The following is a 16,983-nucleotide window of genomic DNA, read 5'->3' as shown; positions in this document are numbered from 1 at the left end:
AGCATGAAGAGTTCAAGAGTTGTTCGTCCGCGCATCGGCATTCCGGTCCGTCTCAGCAGTTCGGACACCCCCGACGCCCGCGTGGGTGAAGCCAACGAGCTCTTTACGTACATCGTGGACCTGCTGCGCGAGGCAGGCGCAGTTCCGGTGCTGTTGACCCCTGTTTCCGCTGACAGCGCCGGGCGGCTGGCCACCGAGATGCAAACGCTCGACGGCGTGTTGCTGCCGGGAGGCGGCGACATCAACCCACGCCTCTACGGGCAGGATCCTGACAAGTCGCTTTACGATGTGAACCCTGAGCAGGACCACCTGGACATGGATGTTGCACGGGCAACCATCGACGCCGGGCTGCCGCTACTAGGTATCTGCCGGGGACACCAACTGCTGAACGTCCTCTACGGCGGAACACTGATCCAGGACATGGCACCGTCTGCAGTCAACCACAACGGCCTGGATCCGCACGATCCCGAGGCCAGCGAATGGGCTTGGCATGATGTGGTGCTGACGGCCGGTTCCAAGACTGCGGGCCTGTATGGATCTCCCCATGGAAGTACCATCAAGATCGCCTCCGGACACCATCAGGCCGTGTCCCGAGTAGGCGAAGGCCTGCAGGTCACTGCCGTGGCGGACGATGGAACCGTCGAAGCCTTGGAAGACCCTTCGCGATGGGTCGTTTCGGTCCAGTGGCATCCGGAGGCATCCCAGCTGCCCGACGCTGCGCGGTTGATGCCTTTCAAGAGTTTTGTGGATATTTGTCGGAACCCTACCCATGGCCCGCCTGCCGGAGTACAGTAGCGCTCACTGCATCGCTTTCGCACCAGTGATAATCGGGGCAGTGTATAACTCCATTCGAAATGACGTCCTGGGGGCGTCGTAAGTTTGCCGGCTGGGGGGCCCAACATCTGCTCAAGGAGCATGGTTGTGGACCGTCCAAAATACGCTCGTCGTCATACCCGCTTATCATTCTTCGGCACCCGCTCATTGGTCCGGCGAATCCTCGGATTTCTGCTGGGCCTTTGTCTTGCCCTTTCTTCATTTATCTTCGGATTTGCCCAGCCCGCATCGGCAGCCGTACCTCCTTGTCCCGGGACCGGCGGTGCCCAGCAAATCGTGGCCCATACCGATGATGACCTGATCTTCATCAGTCCCGATTTCATGCGGGATGTCCAAGCAAAGCGCTGCGTCCAGACGATCTACCTCACTGCGGGTGACGCCGGAGAAGGGCAGTCCTATTGGGCCGGCCTCGAAGCCGGGATCCGGTCAAGCTACGCCTTGATGGCGGGGGTCGCCAATGCATGGACGGCTTCGGACGCCGGTGTACCCGAGCGTCCGGTGACTGTCCACACGCTCAACGCGGCGCCGAATATCTCAGTGGTTTTCCTGAGGCTTCCGGACGGCTTTCCCAATGGCAATGGCAGCACCCGTTTCAATGGCCAGAGCATCCTGAAGTTGTGGGACGGACGCATTTCTTCAATTCGGCCCGTGGACGGTTCCGCCACCTATTCAAAATCGCTGTTGCAGACCGTGTTGAACAGGCTGGTAGCCAACTACAAACCCACCACGTTCCGCACCCAGGACTGGACCGGCAATTTCACCACCCCCTATGACCACAGCGACCACTGGGCTGCGGCAAAATTCGGGCAGTTGGCCACTCGTGCTTACACCGGACCGCATACCTCGTCCGCCTATGATGCCTATGTCATCGACGAGTACGCACAAAACGTCACGGGCGCCGAACTCACCAGCAAGGTCAACACCTTCAGGCACTTTGCCGAATTCGATGAGTTCCTCTGCGGCGCCATCTGTCCGGACACGCCCTACAGCGACTGGCTCAAACGGCAGTACATTACGGCCATCGAGTGGACCGGGAACGCGGCTAAATCGGCAGGTACCACCGTCTCAGCATCCTCTCAGAGGGCCTCGGCACAAAGTCCGGAGAAAGCGCGGGACGGATATGCCTGGGGCACCCCCATGGATGCCAACCGGGAGTGGGTCACCAATGGAGGCAGAGCTGGCAGCTGGCTCCAATACAGCTTCTCGCCGGCCAAGACCATCAATGCGGTGACGCTCTTTGATCGACCGATCACCAGCGATCATGTCACGGGCGGCAATCTCGTCTTTTCGGATGGCAGCACTGTCCCGGTTGCTGCCCTGCCAAACAATGGCTCCGGCCTGACAGTGAATTTTCCTGCCAGGACCGTCAGTTCAGTGCGCTTCAACATCAGCTCCGTCAGCGGTTCCACCACGAACGTTGGCTTGGCGGAGTTCGAGGCTCACATCACCGCTGATATTGTTGCCCCCGTGGTAACAGCCACACCCGCGGGCGGCACCTACGACATCGGGCAAAAGGTCACGCTGACCGCAAATGAGCCAGCTACGATCTACTACACAGTGGACGGGTCGACGCCCACAGTGGCCAGCAGCAAATACGCCACCCCCATCACTGTGAACGGCCCGCTGACCCTGAAGTACTTCGCGGTGGACTCCGCGAACAATCCCTCCGCCGTGGTCACCCAGACATACTCCACCGGCCCGGATGTGACTAAGCCGGTGGTAACGGCGAACCCGGCGGGCGGCGCCTACGCTCCCGGCACCACCATCACCCTCACGGTCAACGAAGCGAACTCGGTGATCAAATACACCACCGATGGTACCGACCCGTTGACGGCCGGACAGGTGTACTCCACGCCGATAGCGTTCCCCGGCACGGCTCCCATGACGCTGAAGTACTTTGCCACGGATCCTGCGGGGAATGTCTCGGACGTGGTCACCCAGACGTACACTGTTCCGCCGGACACCACGGCTCCCGTGGTCACAGCCAACCCCACCAGCCGCGCGTTGGCCAATGGGGCCACCATCACCCTCTCCGCCAATGAACCCGGAGCGGCCATCTACTACACCACCGATGGCAGCACCCCCACGGCAACGGAATCAGCCACGAACATCAAGTACTCGGCTCCGATTGTCATGGGGACTTCCAACCTTGTCCTCAAGTACATCGGGGTGGACACGGCCGGTAACACCTCGGCTGTGGGCACACAGACCTACACCGTGCCCGCAGCCGGACCGCCGTCGGCCCATGACTACAACGGCGACGGTAAAGCCGATGTCCTGGCCTCCGACACCGCCGGCAATTTGTATCTCTACCCAGGGGACGGCGCAGGGGGCCTTTTGCCCCGGCAAGTAGCCCTGCCGGCACCTGCCTGGTCCACGGTGACTGACACCATCACCCCCGGCGACTTCAACAGGGATGGCAAACCTGACTTGCTTGCCCGTGCCGGTGACGTCCTGTGGTTCTACCCGGGTGACGGTGCAGGCAGCTTCGGAGCACGGGTACAGGTCAGTACCGGCTGGAGCACCATGAGCCAGCTGTTCTCCCCTGGAGACTTCAGTGGCGACGGCATTCCGGACTTCATTGGCCGGCTCAGCTCAGGAGAGTTGCGGCTCTACGAAGGCAACGGAACAGGTGGTCAGCGGACACCGGTCACCATTGGATCCGGCTGGAATGTTATGAATGCAATCTTCAGCACGGGGGACTTTAATGGAGATGGTAAGGGAGACGTGCTGGCGCGACGCTCGGACACGGGCGCCCTGTGGCTGTACCCCGGAAACGGAACCCGCGGATGGCTCCCATGGAAGCAAATCTCCACGGGTTGGGACAACCGAACATCGATGGCCGGGCCCCGCGACCTCAACGGCGATGGCAGCAACGACGTCATAGGCCGCATCGCAGACACCCTGTGGCTCTATCCCGGCACAGGCAGCGGAGTTTTCAGCACCGTGCCGCCCATCAGCCTCGGCACCGGTTGGCAGGCCATGAAGATCATCGCCTAGCCAGCCCATGAACCTGGCGCGGGTCGGAGTTTTCCCCCAGACTCTTCGGCCCGCGTCAGCCAACTTAAAGAACGACGACGGCCCGTCACCTTCCGTGGGGAAGGTGACGGGCCGTCGTCGTCAGTCAGCTGTAAAGGCTAGAGCGTTGCGTAAACTTCGCGCAGCAGCTTGGCGGTCTCGGACGGCGTCTTGCCGACCTTTACACCAGCAGCTTCGAGAGCTTCCTTCTTGGCCTGGGCCGTACCGGCGGAACCGGACACGATGGCGCCAGCGTGACCCATGGTCTTACCCTCGGGAGCGGTGAAGCCGGCAACGTAGCCAACAACCGGCTTGGTGACGTTGGCCTTGATGAAGTCGGCTGCGCGCTCTTCAGCGTCGCCACCGATCTCACCGATCATGACGATTGCCTTGGTTTCCGGATCAGCTTCGAAGGCTGCCAGGGCGTCGATGTGCGTGGTGCCGATGATGGGGTCGCCACCGATGCCGATGGCGGTGGAGAAGCCGAGGTCGCGGAGTTCGTACATCATCTGGTAGGTCAAGGTACCGGACTTGGACACGAGGCCGATGGGGCCCTTGCCCGTGATGTTCGCCGGGGTGATGCCAACCAGGGCCTCGCCGGGGGTGATGATGCCGGGGCAGTTCGGTCCGATGATGCGGGTGATCTGCTTGCCGTCAGCGTCCACCTTGGACTGGGCGAGTGCCCAGAATTCGGCGGAGTCCTGAACCGGCACACCTTCGGTGATGACGACAACGAGGCCGATACCGGCTTCGATGGCTTCAACCACGGCGTCCTTGGTGAATGCCGGGGGAACGAAGACGATGGAGACGTCTGCGCCGGTCTCAGCGATGGCTTCCTTGACGGTGCCGAAGACGTTGATTTCCTTGTCGCCGTGCAGGACCGTGGTACCGGCCTTGCGGGCGTTGACGCCACCAACAATGTTGGTGCCGGCCTTGAGCATCAGGGCGGTGTGCTTGGTGCCCTCGCCGCCGGTGATGCCCTGAACGATGACCTTGGAGTCCTTGTTGAGGTAGATAGACATTGTCGCGTCCCTTTACTTAGCTGCGTTGGCGAGCTCGGCGGCCTTGTCGGCGCCCTCGTCCATGGTGGCGGCCAGGGTAACCAGCGGGTGGTTGGCCTCGGTCAGGATGCGGCGGCCTTCCTCAACGTTGTTGCCGTCGAGGCGAACGACCAGCGGCTTGTTCGCGGAGGAACCGAGCTCAGCCAGCGCACCCACGATGCCCTTGGCAACGGCGTCACAAGCAGTGATGCCACCGAAGACGTTCACGAACACGCTCTTGACCTGGGAGTCGCCAAGGATAACGTCCAGACCGTTGGCCATGACCTCGGCGGATGCTCCACCACCGATGTCCAGGAAGTTGGCGGGCTTGACGTTGCCGTGGTTCTCGCCGGCGTAAGCAACGACGTCGAGAGTGGACATCACAAGACCGGCGCCGTTGCCGATGATGCCTACTTCGCCGTCCAGCTTGACGTAGTTGAGGTCCTGCGCCTTGGCCTTGGCCTCAAGCGGGTCAGCAGCGTCCTTGTCTTCCAGGTGTGCGTGGTGCACGTGGCGGAAGCCAGCGTTCTCGTCCAGGGAGACCTTGCCATCGAGGGCAACGATCTCGCCTGCGCCGGTGCGGACCAGCGGGTTGACCTCAACCAAGGTTGCGTCTTCCTTCTTGAAAACGTCCCAGAGCTTCAGAATGACGTCGGCCACCTTGCCGCGCAGTTCCTCGGCGAAACCTGCGGCTGCAACGATCTCGTCAGCCTTGGCCTGGTCGATGCCCACAGCGGGGTCGATGGCGATCTTGGCCAGGGCCTCGGGACGCTCGACTGCAAGCTGCTCGATTTCCATGCCGCCTTCCACCGAGCACATGGCCAGGTAGTTGCGGTTGGCGCGGTCCAGGAGGACCGAGAAGTAGAATTCCTCGGCGATGTCGGCACCCTGGGCAATCATCACCTTGTTGACGGTGTGGCCCTTGATGTCCATGCCCAGGATGTTGGTGGAGTGCTCAAGTGCCTCTTCGGCGGTCTTGGCAACCTTGACGCCGCCAGCCTTGCCGCGGCCACCAACCTTAACCTGTGCCTTGACGACAGTTACGCCGCCGATCTTCTCGGCAGCTGCCTTCGCTTCTTCAGGAGTGTGCGCCACGATGCCGGCGAGCACGGGTACACCGTGCGCCTCGAACATATCGCGCGCCTGATATTCAAACAGGTCCACGGTTTAGTGTCCTTCTACGTCGAAGTAGTTTTCTGTTCAGCCGGGAACCGCGATGACCGCGATAGCCAGCTGCGGAAAGTACGCGGTAACAACCGGGATTGAAGCCGGTCACATTGCGTAAGGTCCTCTCGGAACTTTAGCCCTTTGAGGAGTCCCGCCAGCTACACACTACCTGTTAAGTGAGTAACCTTACACTTCTATCGGATGTAGAAAAACCGCATAATGACGCGGTTTTTGGGCTGTCGAAGTGCGTTCGGATGCGGTTCAGGACGCCTCTTTCAGGTTCCCGCGGACCGTTTTGCCGCCGTCGGAAATCAACTGGTATCCCTCGCGGTTCACGAAGAATGCCACGCCACCTGAGACGTTTCCGCAGGCAACACCGCCGTTATAGGCCGAACACCGGAGACCGTTGCGCTCGATGTTCTGCCCGTCCGGAAGTTCCCGGAGTTTGGAAATGGGACCGCCACCACTGCCCTTCGGCCCGAACTCCGACTCCATTTGTGTTACGCCGGAACGACATGAGCCGTAGACCGCCTTCTCAGGAGTCAGCAGCGCTGTCCCGCCGAGGTAGCCAAGGCCAGTTCCCGCGCAGTCCTCCGCAATGTCATCCAGGTCCGGTTTGGCATACTTGGCCAGCTCGCAGTGGGCCACCGGAACAACCGCGAACTTGTTGTTGGCCGCGTCAGAGTAGGAGTTGGCCTCGTAGGGCAGGTTGAGGTGCCCTCCCCGGGAAGATGTCAGGGCGCACACGATGTTCTTGTCGGCGGTGACGAACGCCGTAACATCCTCGCCCGCGGACAGGGTGGTCTGCTCAGTGACAGGAACCTGTTGGAGCTGCTCCAGCGGCGGCAAAGGAGCCGGTGGCACATAGTTGGGATCTTCAGTGGCGAAGGAGCATCCCGTGGCCAGCACCATGATGAAGGCGGCCAGTACCCCCCAAACAGTCCGTCGCATGCCCCTCATTATGCCGTGCCGCTTCATGCATCGAGTTTGGTCAGGGGCGCGTACCGCAACAGCAGCCGCTTCTCGCCGACGTCGAATTTCACCTTCGCAACCGTCTTGTCCCCTGCGCCTTCGATGCCCAGCACCACGCCGTTGCCGAAGCTCGTGTGGTTGACTTTGTCCCCCACCACCACGGAAATGACTTCCTTTTGCGGCTGGACCCTGTTGCGTACGACGGCGGCGGGGACGTCGGCGTCGAAACCTGCGGTTGGGCTAGCAGCAGCACCGCGGGAGGTGCCCGCACCCCAGAATGAACCACCGTAGCGGTTGGACCCGATGGGGGCGCTCCCCCAGCCACCCGCGGCTTGACGGCTCATTCCTTCGCGCTTCCATTCCACCAGCTCGGAAGGAATCTCCTCCAGGAACTGGCTGGCGGGGTTGTACTGGCTCTGGCCCCACATGCTGCGGACCTCTGACCGGGTGACGTAAAGACGTTTGCGCGCCCTGGTAAGGCCCACGTAGGCCAGGCGCCGTTCTTCCGCGAGTTCCTTGGGATCCGTGGCGGAGCGTTGGTGCGGGAAGATGCCGTGCTCCATGCCGGTGAGGAACACCACCGGGAACTCCAAGCCCTTGGCGGTGTGCAGCGTCATGAGCGTGACAACGCCCATCCGCTTGGCTTCCGCGACGGCAGCATCGATGTCCGCACCCGGGGCATCCGGGATCTGGTCGGCGTCGGCCACCAGTGAGACCTGCTCCAGGAATTCGCCGAGCGAACCGTCCGGATTGTCGCGCTCGTATTCCCGGACCACGGCCACCAGTTCGGCTAGGTTCTCCACCCGGGATTCATCTTGGGGATCGTTGCTGGCGCGCAGCCCCGCCAAGTAGCCGGTCTGTTCAAGGACGGCTTCCAACGCAGCGGCAGCACCGGAGCCGGAGGCTACCTCGGCAAGGTCATCGAGCAGCTTAACGAATCCCAGGACGGCATTGACGGAGCGCGTGGCCATGCCGGGCGCTTGGTCAGCACGGCGCGCAGCGGCCATGAACGAGGTGCGTTCCCGTTCGGCCAAGGCGGCCACAGCGCCCTCAGCACGATCACCGATCCCGCGTTTGGGTTCGTTCAGTACCCTGCGGAGGTTGACGTCGTCGTCCGGGTTCACCAGGACACGCAGGTAGGCCAGGGCATCCTTGATTTCCTTGCGCTCATAGAAGCGCGTCCCACCAACAACCTTGTACGGCAGTCCCACCCGGACCAGAACGTCCTCAATGGAACGCGACTGTGCATTGGTGCGGTAGAAGATGGCGACGTCTCCCGGACGCAAGCCTTCCTCATCCTGCAGCCGGTCGATTTCCTTGGCGATGAACTGGGCTTCGTCGTGTTCGTTCTCACCCACGTAGCCAATAATTTTCTCGCCGTCACCTTCCGCGGTCCACAACCGCTTTTCCTGGCGGTTGGGATTGCGGGAGATCACCGAATTGGCTGCGCTGAGGATGTTCTGCGTGGAGCGGTAGTTCTGCTCCAGTTTGATGGTGCGGGCGTTCGGGTAGTCGTGCTCAAACTCCACAATGTTGCGGATGTCCGCGCCACGGAAAGCGTAAATGGACTGATCGGAATCGCCCACCACAGTCAGTTCGCTGGGGGCTACGTCCGTGTCCGTTCCCAAGCCCACGATTTCCCTGACCAGTGCGTACTGCGCGTGGTTGGTGTCCTGGTACTCGTCCACCAACACGTGGCGGAAGCGGCGCCGGTAGGATTCCGCGAGCGCCGGGAAGGCCCGGAACATGTACACGGTTTCGGCGATGAGGTCATCGAAGTCCATCGCATTGGCTTGCCGGAGACGCTGTGTGTAGCCCTTGAACACCTCGGCCACAGCCTGTTCGAAGGGGTCGTTGTGGTTTGCCGAGGAGACATAGGAGTCGGCATCAATAAGCTCGTTCTTGAGCGCCGAAATCTTGTGCTGGATGGCCTTCGGTGCGAACTTCTTGGGATCCAGGTCCAGGTTCTTTGCCACGAGTGTGATCAACCGCAGTGAATCAGCGGAGTCATAGATGGAGAAGTTCGAATTCAGCCCGACGTTGGCAGCTTCCCGGCGCAGGATGCGTACGCAGGACGAGTGGAACGTTGAGATCCACATGCCCTTCGCACGGGCACCGACCAAGGCTTCGATACGTTCCCGCATTTCCGCCGCCGCCTTGTTGGTGAAGGTGATGGCCAGGATTTCGCCGTGGTGCGCCCGCTTGGTGGCAATGAGGTAGGCGATCCGGTTACTCAGTACACGGGTCTTCCCCGAGCCTGCCCCCGCAACGATCAGTAGGGGGCTTCCGGCGTGCTTCACAGCCTCTTCCTGCTGCGGATTCAGTCCCTGGAGAAGCGCCTCAGCGGTCGGCAACCCGTGGGCACCCTGATTGCCCCATCCTCCTGGGGCGGGCGCTTGGGGAGCGTTCCCCGGCCCACCGGTTCCCTCTTGGAGGCGGGGCCCGGAGGCACCTCCGCCGGAATGGGAAAGCTCCGGGGCAGCCTTGACTGCGGCTTTGGTGCCAGCTTTGAAGGGTCCGTCTGCATAGGGGTCAAACAACATATCCATGGTGCCTACCAGTCTAGGCGGTGCCCCTGACACTATAAGGTCGCCGTGGTCAGCAGCAGCGGATGCTAGGCAAATTGGGGAACAGAGGTGAGGGCGGCGCTCAACTCGTGCACCGCCGTCGGGCCTCCCGCCACGAACCAATTCAATCCGTTGACCTGCACGACGGCGGTGTCCCCGCCGGCAGCGCGGACGATCGCCTTCCCGGGCAGCCAGTCCCATTCCGGGCAACTGTGCTGGAACCAGCAGCCGAGCTCCCCGTCAGCCACGCGGCCGAGGTCGCAGGAGCCTGAACCGAACATGCGCAGGGACGCCGCGGAGACTGCGGCCGCATGCCAGGGCATGGCGGCCCGGGGGTCTGCTAGCCAAGTGGGGTGGATGTACGTCGCCGCGGAGATTTGGCCAACGGGGAGGTCGCCCGAACCGGTGATCGCCTCGCCGTTCAAGGTGGCCGGGCGCTCTTCCCCTCCCAGCCAGAGCTTATCCAGTTCGGGCTGGTAGATGGCCCCGAGCAACACGTCCGGGTCGGCAACCGGGTTGCCGCCGTGATCGGAATCGTCGCGCTTGAGGGCGATGGCCGAGCACCAGTACGTGGACCCGTGCAGGAAGTTGTACGTGCCGTCGACGGGGTCGATCACCCAGGTCCGGCCGCTCGTCCCCGCAACGGAGGCACCCTCCTCGCCGAGGATGCCGTCTTCCGGACGGCAGCGCCGCAACTGTTCCAGGACGTAAGCCTCGGCCGCGTGATCGGCTGCTGTGACGACGTCGGACACTGACGTCTTGCGTTCGCCCTGCAGTCCGCCCATCCGCATGAGCAGCGCCAGCTGGCCCGCCTCGCGGACCAAGGCGCTGGCCAGTTGGTAGTCATCGAGTGAAGGATCGAGTTCAGTTGCTGTGTGCCTGCCGGTGGTCATGGATCCAGCTTATGTGGCGGAATAATGGATGACATGGCCAAGACACCAGCCCAGCGCGTCAAGAAGCACGGAGCAAAGGCAGTGGTTCCCGACCACTCGCTGCCTCCTGTGATCAACAACACCACGCAGCGCACTCCACAAAAGGCGCAGAGCAACTCCAAACTCATTGTGATCGCGGGTGTCGTGGCCAGCCTGTTCCTGTTCTGGTACCTGCACCTGCTCACCCTGAACCAGATGACACAGCTCTCCGGCGGCCTGGCGATGCCGGATTCGCTGATTGGCGGCTTCTCACAGGACTACATCGTCCAGCTTCGGGAGGCCATGGATGAGTCGGCGCGCGGCCAGCTCAATTACGTCCACAAGACTGCCGGTACGCTGTTTCCGCTGATCTTCGGCTTCAGTTGGCTCCTGCTGATCGGCACCAATGTGGCGCAAAAATCGTGGCGTTGGGCTATGTGGGCCGCTCCCCTGCTGTTCGCCGTTGCCCACCTGTGGTCCAATGTCGCCATTGATTCCGTGCTGGCCGCGGAAACGCCCGACGCCGGTTCGGTGGCGTTGGCCTCAGCCGTCACCGTCGCGTCGTGGGTGCTGTTCCTGATCAGTCTCCTGTGCGGCGTGCTGGCAGTGTTCCTGGGCAAGAAGAGCCCCAAGCAGTGAGCTTCCGACGGTTCTTCAAACCCGCCGTTTCAGCTTTAGCCATGGGCCTGTTCATCTTGAGCGCGTCCGCCTGCGGCCTCGGAGGCCCGTCCAAAGCGGAGCGCCTGGGCAAAGAACTGGAGGCAGCCGCATTGTCGGTACCCGGAGTTGAGTCCGCAAAGCTCAACGTCAATATGAACACGTCCGGAAATTTCATCACCATCAAGTTGGTCGGAAGCAGCCACGACGCGGACGTCCTCGCTGACGTGCTCGGGAACGCGCTTCCCCCCATGCTCGAAGAGACGGAGGAGCTTCAGTCCGGTACGTTCGGGGTCAGTATCTTTTCACCGGACGATGCCGTGTCCGCCAGCGCGGGAGATCTGGGCTACTCGGGCGGTTCCTCCCTCAACAGCTTCCGCGAGTACTTCCTCAGCCGGCCCTGAGTGCTTTCCGTTCCGTGTGGACACGCTGGGCAATCACCAAACCGGCCGCTGCCAAGCCGATGGTCACCGGGTAGCCCATGAACCGCTCCAGCAAACCCGGCTGGGGCACCTCCATCCCGGTAACCCCGCCTATGACCAAGGCGCCAATGCAAACCAGCCCGCAGGCAGCGAGGAACCAACTGATCGGGGTTTGCCGGAACCACAGGATGCCCAACAGGAGCAGTGCAAACCCTCCCCCGATGAAGAACATCAGTGCGCCCGCAAAGTGCCAGGGCGAGCCAAGGTCTTCGGGAACCAGCCCCACCAGGACCGTTCCCACCCCGGCGACACCGGTGAGGATCCGGATGGCGACAGCCAGGATCCAGGGCACGGTCAGGACCCGCGTCTGAGGAGAGTCGTCCGCAACAGCTCGAAATCGTCGTGCCGTTACTCCGGGCCGCGCGGCCACACTCAGCAACCCTGCCGTCAAAAACAACGCACCGAGGACCAGCGCCAGGCCTTGAACCACGAACGAGGCATTCATCAGCCAGTGCAGAGGCGAGCAGACGGCTCTGTCCTCATAGATCCCGCAAGAGATTGCTCCGAGGTCACTGATGAATCCGGTGGCCCTGCTGTAGGGCTCTGGACCTGCCCAGGCCTCGATCACGGCGGCCTCGGCCACGAAGTATTGAACCACGCTCAGCTGCGCCCACCCGCCGATGTTCGCCCTGATGCCACGGGTATCCGGAAGGAACGATCCAGCTGGCGCCGGTGCAGTCGCGTGCCCTTTCATGAACGCCAGCCTAGCGGTGTTCGGGCAGCGCCCCCGCAGCTTGTATGCTTGTAGTCGTGTCCGGGCCCTCGAGCTCCAGCAGTGGGATTAAGAGCCATGGACGCACAGGCCCTCGTAGCTCAGTGGATAGAGCACGGCTCTCCTAAAGCCGGTGTCGTTGGTTCGATTCCAATCGAGGGCACTTGAACCACCAGCAACCCACCCAGGACTTGCAGGCCTACTTGGCCGGCAGCTGGACTGTGGAGCGCGCCCTCCTGGACCGATCGTCCGGCACCAACGGAACCTTTACCGGCGTCGTGCGCTATACCCGGAACCCCGACGGCGGCCTGGACTACCGCGAAGACGGAACCATGCACTGGCCTACCCATTCGGGTCCGGCATTCCGCGAGTACCTGCTGAAACCGGGTTCCGGGCCGGAGTCGATGGACGTGTTTTTCCCCGACGGCAGGCCCTTCCACGTGATGAGCTTCTCCGACCAAGGCAACCAGGACAAGCACTGGTGCGACCCCGACGATTACCGGGTCAGGTACAGGTGGGAAGGTCCTGACTCATTCAGCTTCACGTGGGATGTCCAGGGGCCCGCCAAGAACCTGCTGCTTGAATCGCACTTGGTCCGAATCGATGCCGGGAGGCAACCATGAACGGAACCGGCACGGACCTGATCATCGTGAGCGCCGTTTGCGTCTACAACGACCACGGCCAACTCCTGACCGTTCGCAAGCGTGGCACTGAGAAGTTCATGCACCCCGGTGGCAAACCAGAGTCCGGTGAAACCGCCGCTGAGGCCGCTTCCCGTGAACTCTTGGAAGAAGTCGGCATTGACGTGGCACCGAACCGCCTCGAGCCGCTCGGCGTGTGGCTGGCCGTGGCGGCAAACGAGGCAGCAACGACCATCGAAGCCACCGTTTTTACTGCGCCCGGAACATGGGAAGCGCACCCCTCGGCGGAGATCGCCGAGATCCGCTGGCTGGACCTCGATGCGCCTCTTCCCACGGACTTGGCGCCACTGCTGACGGATCACGTACTTCCAGCGCTCACCCCGCGCAGGTTATAGCTCCGGGACCGCTTCCTGGGCCACCGCCGTGGCCTCGGCGAACTGGGTTTGATACAGCTCGGCGTATCGTCCATCCGCGGCCAGCAGCTCGGTGTGCGTGCCACGCTCCACGATCCTGCCATCCTCAACCACCAAAATGGCATCGGCCGCACGGATGGTGGACAGCCGGTGGGCAATCACGACGGCGGTGCGCCCCTCGAGCGCCTCACCCAAGGCCGCCTGGACGGCGGCTTCATTGGTGGAGTCCAACGCCGCGGTGGCTTCGTCGAGGATCACGACGCGAGGTTGCTTGATCAGCAGGCGGGCGATGGTGAGCCTTTGGCGTTCACCACCGGAGAGCCGGTAGCCGCGCTCCCCCACCACGGTTTCCAAGCCATCGGGCAAGGACCGGATCATAGACTCCAGTCGAGCCCGCCGGAGCACATCCCACATGTCAGCTTCCGTAGCGTCCGGCCGGGCGAGGCGCAGGTTTGACGCGATGGTTTCGTGGAAGAGATGTCCGTCCTGGGTCACCATGCCCATGGTGTCCCGCAACGAATCAAAGCTGAGGTCCCGGACGTCCACGCCTGTTCCTGGCTTTTGCCCGCCCAGGCGCACTGCGCCGGAGTCGACGTCATACAAGCGGGACAGCAGCTGGGCCACCGTGGACTTGCCAGCACCGGAGGAACCCACCAGGGCAACGGTTTGCCCCGGTTCCACCCGGAAGCTGAGGCCGTGCAGGACTTCCTCCCCTCCACGGGTATCCAGGGTGGCGACGTCCTCAAGGGAAGCCAGTGACACCTTCTCGGCGGAAGGGTAGGAGAAGCGGACGTCGTCGAACTCCACAGCCACAGGGCCCGCCGGAACAGTCACGGCATCCGGCTTCTCGGTGATCAGCGGCTTAAGGTCCAGAATTTCAAAGACCCGCTCAAAGCTGACCAAAGCACTCATGATTTCCACACGGGCATTGGACAGAGCCGTCAGCGGGGCGTAGAGGCGGGTGAGGAGAAGGGCGAGAACCACCACGTCACCGGGTGCCAGCTGCCCTCCAATTGCCAACCAACCGCCTAGTCCGTAAACCAAGGCCAAGGCCAGCGCCGACACCAGGGTCAAGGCCGTGACAAACGTGAACTGCAACATGGCAGTCCGGATCCCGATATCCCGGACCCGGCCGGCACGCTCAGCGAACTCACGGGATTCCTCATCCGGGCGACCGAACAATTTCACCAGCGTGGCGCCCGGCGCGGAGAACCTCTCCGTCATCTGAGTGCCCATGGCAGCGTTGTGCGCGGCAGCTTCGCGGCGGAGGTCCGCCAGTTTGGAGCCCATCCGCCGGGCCGGAATCAGGAAAATCGGCAGCAACACCATGGCCAGCACAGTCACCAGCCAAGAGGTGTTAAGCATGACCACAAGAGTGAGTGCCAAAGCCACCACGTTGCTGACCACGCCGGACAGTGTGCCGGCGAAGGCCGACTGGGCTCCGATGACGTCGTTGTTCAGGCGGCTGACCAGGGCACCGGTTCGAGTTCGGGTGAAAAAGGCGATGGGCATGCGTTGCACATGATCGAAAACCCGTGTGCGGAGGTCCACAATGACACCCTCGCCAATGATGGAAGACAACCAGCGGGTCAACAAGCCCACACCCGCCTCGCCGACGGCGACCATGGCGATCAGGACAGCCAACCAGATCACCGTGCCCACGCCGGCGTTGGCAATGATGGCATCCACCACCTGACCGGCCAACACCGGAGTAGCGACGGCCAGGAAAGCACCCGCGATGGAGGCGATCACAAAGGCAATGAGCTTACCCTTATGCGGTGCGGCGAAAGCCATCACCCGCTTCAGGGTCTCCTTGGAGAACGGTTTCGAGCCGCTCTTGGCGGTAGTGATGTTGTACAGCGAGCTCCAGGCCACGCGGTCCATGCTCATGGGTTACTTCTCCTGGCTTGGGGTGTGATGAAGCTCTTGCACCTGTCCGTTTTCCAGGTGCCAGCGCGAATCGAGCCTGACGTTCTCCAGCAACCTTCGGTCGTGGGTAACCAGCAGGAGCGCGCCTTCATAACTTTCCAGCGCCTCCTCCAGCTGCTCGATGGCCGGAAGGTCCAAATGGTTGGTCGGTTCGTCCAGCACCAGCAGATTCACGCCACGGGCCTGCAGCAACGCCAGCGCAGCGCGGGTCCGCTCCCCCGGGGACAACGAATCCACTGTCCGGGAGGTGTGATCCGCCTTGAGGCCGAACTTTGCCAAGAGCGTACGCACGTCCGCACTGTTCCAGTCCACCAGCACAGCCTCCACAGCGTCGCCAAGCTGCCGCCCGCCGTCGAGAAGTCCGCGCGCTTGGTCAATTTCGCCAATGGCCACAGACGCACCCATGGAGGCGTCGCCGTCGTCCGGCTCCTGCGTCCCCAACAACAGGCGCAAAAGCGTCGACTTCCCGGCACCGTTCGGTCCGGTGATGCCTATGCGCTCGCCGCCGTTGAGCTGGAGGTTCACCGGGCCGAGCGTGAAATCACCTTGGCGGGCGACGACGTTGCGCAAGGTAGCGACGACGGCACTTGAGCGGGGCGCTTGGCCGATACTGAACTGCAGCTGCCATTCCTTGCGCGGTTCCTCTACCTCAGTGAGCCTTGCGATACGGGACTCCATCTGGCGGACTTTCTGGGCCTGTTTCTCCGACGATTCACTGCTCGCGGCGCGACGGATCTTGTCATTGTCCGGATTTTTCTTCATGGCGTTCCTTACGCCTTGGGAGCTCCATTCACGCTGGGTGCGTGCGCGGGAGACGAGGTCGGCCTTGGTGTTGGCAAACTCTTCGTATCGTTCCCGGGCGTGGCGTTTGGCCACGGCGCGCTCTTCGAGGAACGCTTCGTAGCCACCGTCGTAGACGGCCACGGAGTTCTGGGCGAGGTCCAGTTCCACCACGGTAGTGACGCAACGGGCCAGAAATTCGCGGTCGTGCGACACCAGGACCACGCCGCCCCGGAGGCCTTGGACGAAGGCCTCAAGCCGGGCAAGTCCGTCAAGGTCGAGGTCGTTGGTGGGTTCGTCCAGGAGGACCACGTCAAAGCGGCTGAGCAGCAGGGCGGCCAAAGCCACGCGCGCAGCCTGACCGCCGGAAAGACCCGTCATGAGGGCGTCGGCGCCAAGCTCCAAGCCGAGGTCGGCGAGGACAGCGGGAACCCGGTCCTCCAGGTCCGCGGCGCCGGAGGCCATCCAGCGGTCAAAGGCCAAAGAGTAGGCGTCATCGGCTCCGGGAGCTCCAGAGCCGAGAGCTTCGGCGGTGGACTCCATCTCGCTTGTTGCTTGGGCGCAGCCAGTGCGTCGGGCAATATACGCCGCGATTGTTTCGTCAGCGGCGCGCTCGTGTTCCTGCGGCAACCAACCTACGAAGGCGTCCGACGGCGCCAGGTTGACGCTCCCCGCCTGGGGCTGGTCCACGCCGGCAAGAATGCGCAGCAGCGTGGACTTACCGGCACCGTTCGCGCCCACCACCCCCACTACATCGCCTGGCGCGATGGTCAGGGAGAGGTCCGAGAAAAGTGTGCGATGGCCATGACCACCGGCAAGATCCTTGGCCACCAAAGTTGCAGTCATTGTCTATCCTCCAG

Annotated in this window: 14 protein-coding genes and 1 tRNA gene; 7 read left to right on the top strand and 8 right to left on the bottom strand. The window is 62.6% G+C overall.

Features of this window, described 5'->3' with window-relative positions; genetic code table 11:
* Positions 1–3: 3 nt before the first annotated feature.
* Positions 4–795 (top strand): gamma-glutamyl-gamma-aminobutyrate hydrolase family protein, encoded by a 792-nt coding sequence (locus A477_RS0103650; protein ID WP_017197662.1) that lies wholly within the window; start codon positions 4–6, stop codon positions 793–795.
* A 315-nt stretch (positions 796–1,110) separates the two neighbouring features.
* Positions 1,111–3,834, top strand: coding sequence for a chitobiase/beta-hexosaminidase C-terminal domain-containing protein (locus A477_RS0103645; protein ID WP_237715711.1), 2,724 nt, complete (start codon positions 1,111–1,113; stop codon positions 3,832–3,834).
* Between the two features lie 137 nt (positions 3,835–3,971).
* Here the strand turns inward: A477_RS0103645 and sucD are convergent, their stop codons facing one another.
* The 5 genes from sucD to A477_RS0103620 form a co-directional block, all read right to left on the bottom strand.
* Positions 3,972–4,874 (bottom strand): succinate--CoA ligase subunit alpha, encoded by a 903-nt coding sequence (gene sucD, locus A477_RS0103640; RefSeq protein ID WP_011773780.1) that lies wholly within the window; start codon positions 4,872–4,874, stop codon positions 3,972–3,974.
* A 12-nt stretch (positions 4,875–4,886) separates the two neighbouring features.
* Entirely contained in the window at positions 4,887–6,056 is a 1,170-nt protein-coding gene (sucC, locus tag A477_RS0103635) for an ADP-forming succinate--CoA ligase subunit beta (RefSeq protein WP_017197661.1), read from the bottom strand.
* 264 nt (positions 6,057–6,320) lie between these two features.
* Entirely contained in the window at positions 6,321–7,019 is a 699-nt protein-coding gene (locus A477_RS0103630; protein ID WP_017197660.1) for a hypothetical protein, read from the bottom strand.
* 14 nt (positions 7,020–7,033) lie between these two features.
* Complete coding sequence (gene pcrA, locus A477_RS0103625) at positions 7,034–9,580, bottom strand: DNA helicase PcrA (protein WP_017197659.1); 2,547 nt, start codon at positions 9,578–9,580, stop codon at positions 7,034–7,036.
* A gap of 65 nt (positions 9,581–9,645) precedes the next feature.
* Entirely contained in the window at positions 9,646–10,491 is an 846-nt protein-coding gene (locus A477_RS0103620) for an inositol monophosphatase family protein (RefSeq protein ID WP_017197658.1), read from the bottom strand.
* Positions 10,492–10,524: 33 nt separating this feature from the next.
* Here A477_RS0103620 and A477_RS0103615 point away from each other — a divergent pair, with 33 nt between their 5' ends.
* Together A477_RS0103615 and A477_RS0103610 are read left to right on the top strand one after the other, a co-directional pair.
* Positions 10,525–11,148 carry a hypothetical protein gene (locus A477_RS0103615; RefSeq protein ID WP_026005330.1) on the top strand — a complete coding sequence of 208 codons (624 nt, stop codon included), beginning with the start codon at positions 10,525–10,527 and terminating at the stop codon, positions 11,146–11,148.
* Between the two features lie 41 nt (positions 11,149–11,189).
* Positions 11,190–11,570 (top strand): hypothetical protein, encoded by a 381-nt coding sequence (locus A477_RS0103610; protein WP_237715710.1) that lies wholly within the window; start codon positions 11,190–11,192, stop codon positions 11,568–11,570.
* Here A477_RS0103610 and A477_RS0103605 read toward each other — a convergent pair.
* A complete protein-coding gene (locus A477_RS0103605; protein WP_026005329.1) occupies positions 11,557–12,342 on the bottom strand; it encodes a DUF998 domain-containing protein in 786 nt (261 codons plus the stop codon). The two genes, A477_RS0103610 and A477_RS0103605, sit on opposite strands and share 14 nt — an antisense overlap.
* A gap of 108 nt (positions 12,343–12,450) precedes the next feature.
* Here A477_RS0103605 and A477_RS0103600 point away from each other — a divergent pair.
* From A477_RS0103600 to A477_RS0103590, 3 genes are all read left to right on the top strand, one after another.
* Positions 12,451–12,523, top strand: a tRNA-Arg gene (locus tag A477_RS0103600).
* Between the two features lies 1 nt (position 12,524).
* Entirely contained in the window at positions 12,525–12,983 is a 459-nt protein-coding gene (locus A477_RS0103595; protein ID WP_017197655.1) for a DUF6314 family protein, read from the top strand.
* Entirely contained in the window at positions 12,980–13,396 is a 417-nt protein-coding gene (locus A477_RS0103590) for an NUDIX hydrolase (RefSeq protein WP_017197654.1), read from the top strand. The genes A477_RS0103595 and A477_RS0103590 overlap by 4 nt, the downstream gene beginning before the upstream one ends.
* Here A477_RS0103590 and A477_RS0103585 read toward each other — a convergent pair.
* Complete coding sequence (locus A477_RS0103585; RefSeq protein WP_017197653.1) at positions 13,391–15,304, bottom strand: ABC transporter ATP-binding protein; 1,914 nt, start codon at positions 15,302–15,304, stop codon at positions 13,391–13,393. The genes A477_RS0103590 and A477_RS0103585 overlap by 6 nt on opposite strands.
* Before the next feature lie 3 nt (positions 15,305–15,307).
* Positions 15,308–16,969 (bottom strand): ABC-F family ATP-binding cassette domain-containing protein, encoded by a 1,662-nt coding sequence (locus A477_RS0103580; RefSeq protein ID WP_017197652.1) that lies wholly within the window; start codon positions 16,967–16,969, stop codon positions 15,308–15,310.
* Positions 16,970–16,983 lie beyond the last annotated feature (14 nt).

It is taken from the genome of Arthrobacter sp. M2012083 (assembly GCF_000281065.1).
Taxonomy (GTDB): domain Bacteria; phylum Actinomycetota; class Actinomycetes; order Actinomycetales; family Micrococcaceae; genus Arthrobacter.
Note: the sequence above shows the minus strand (reverse complement) of the source record. Positions and strands in the feature narration are given on the sequence as shown.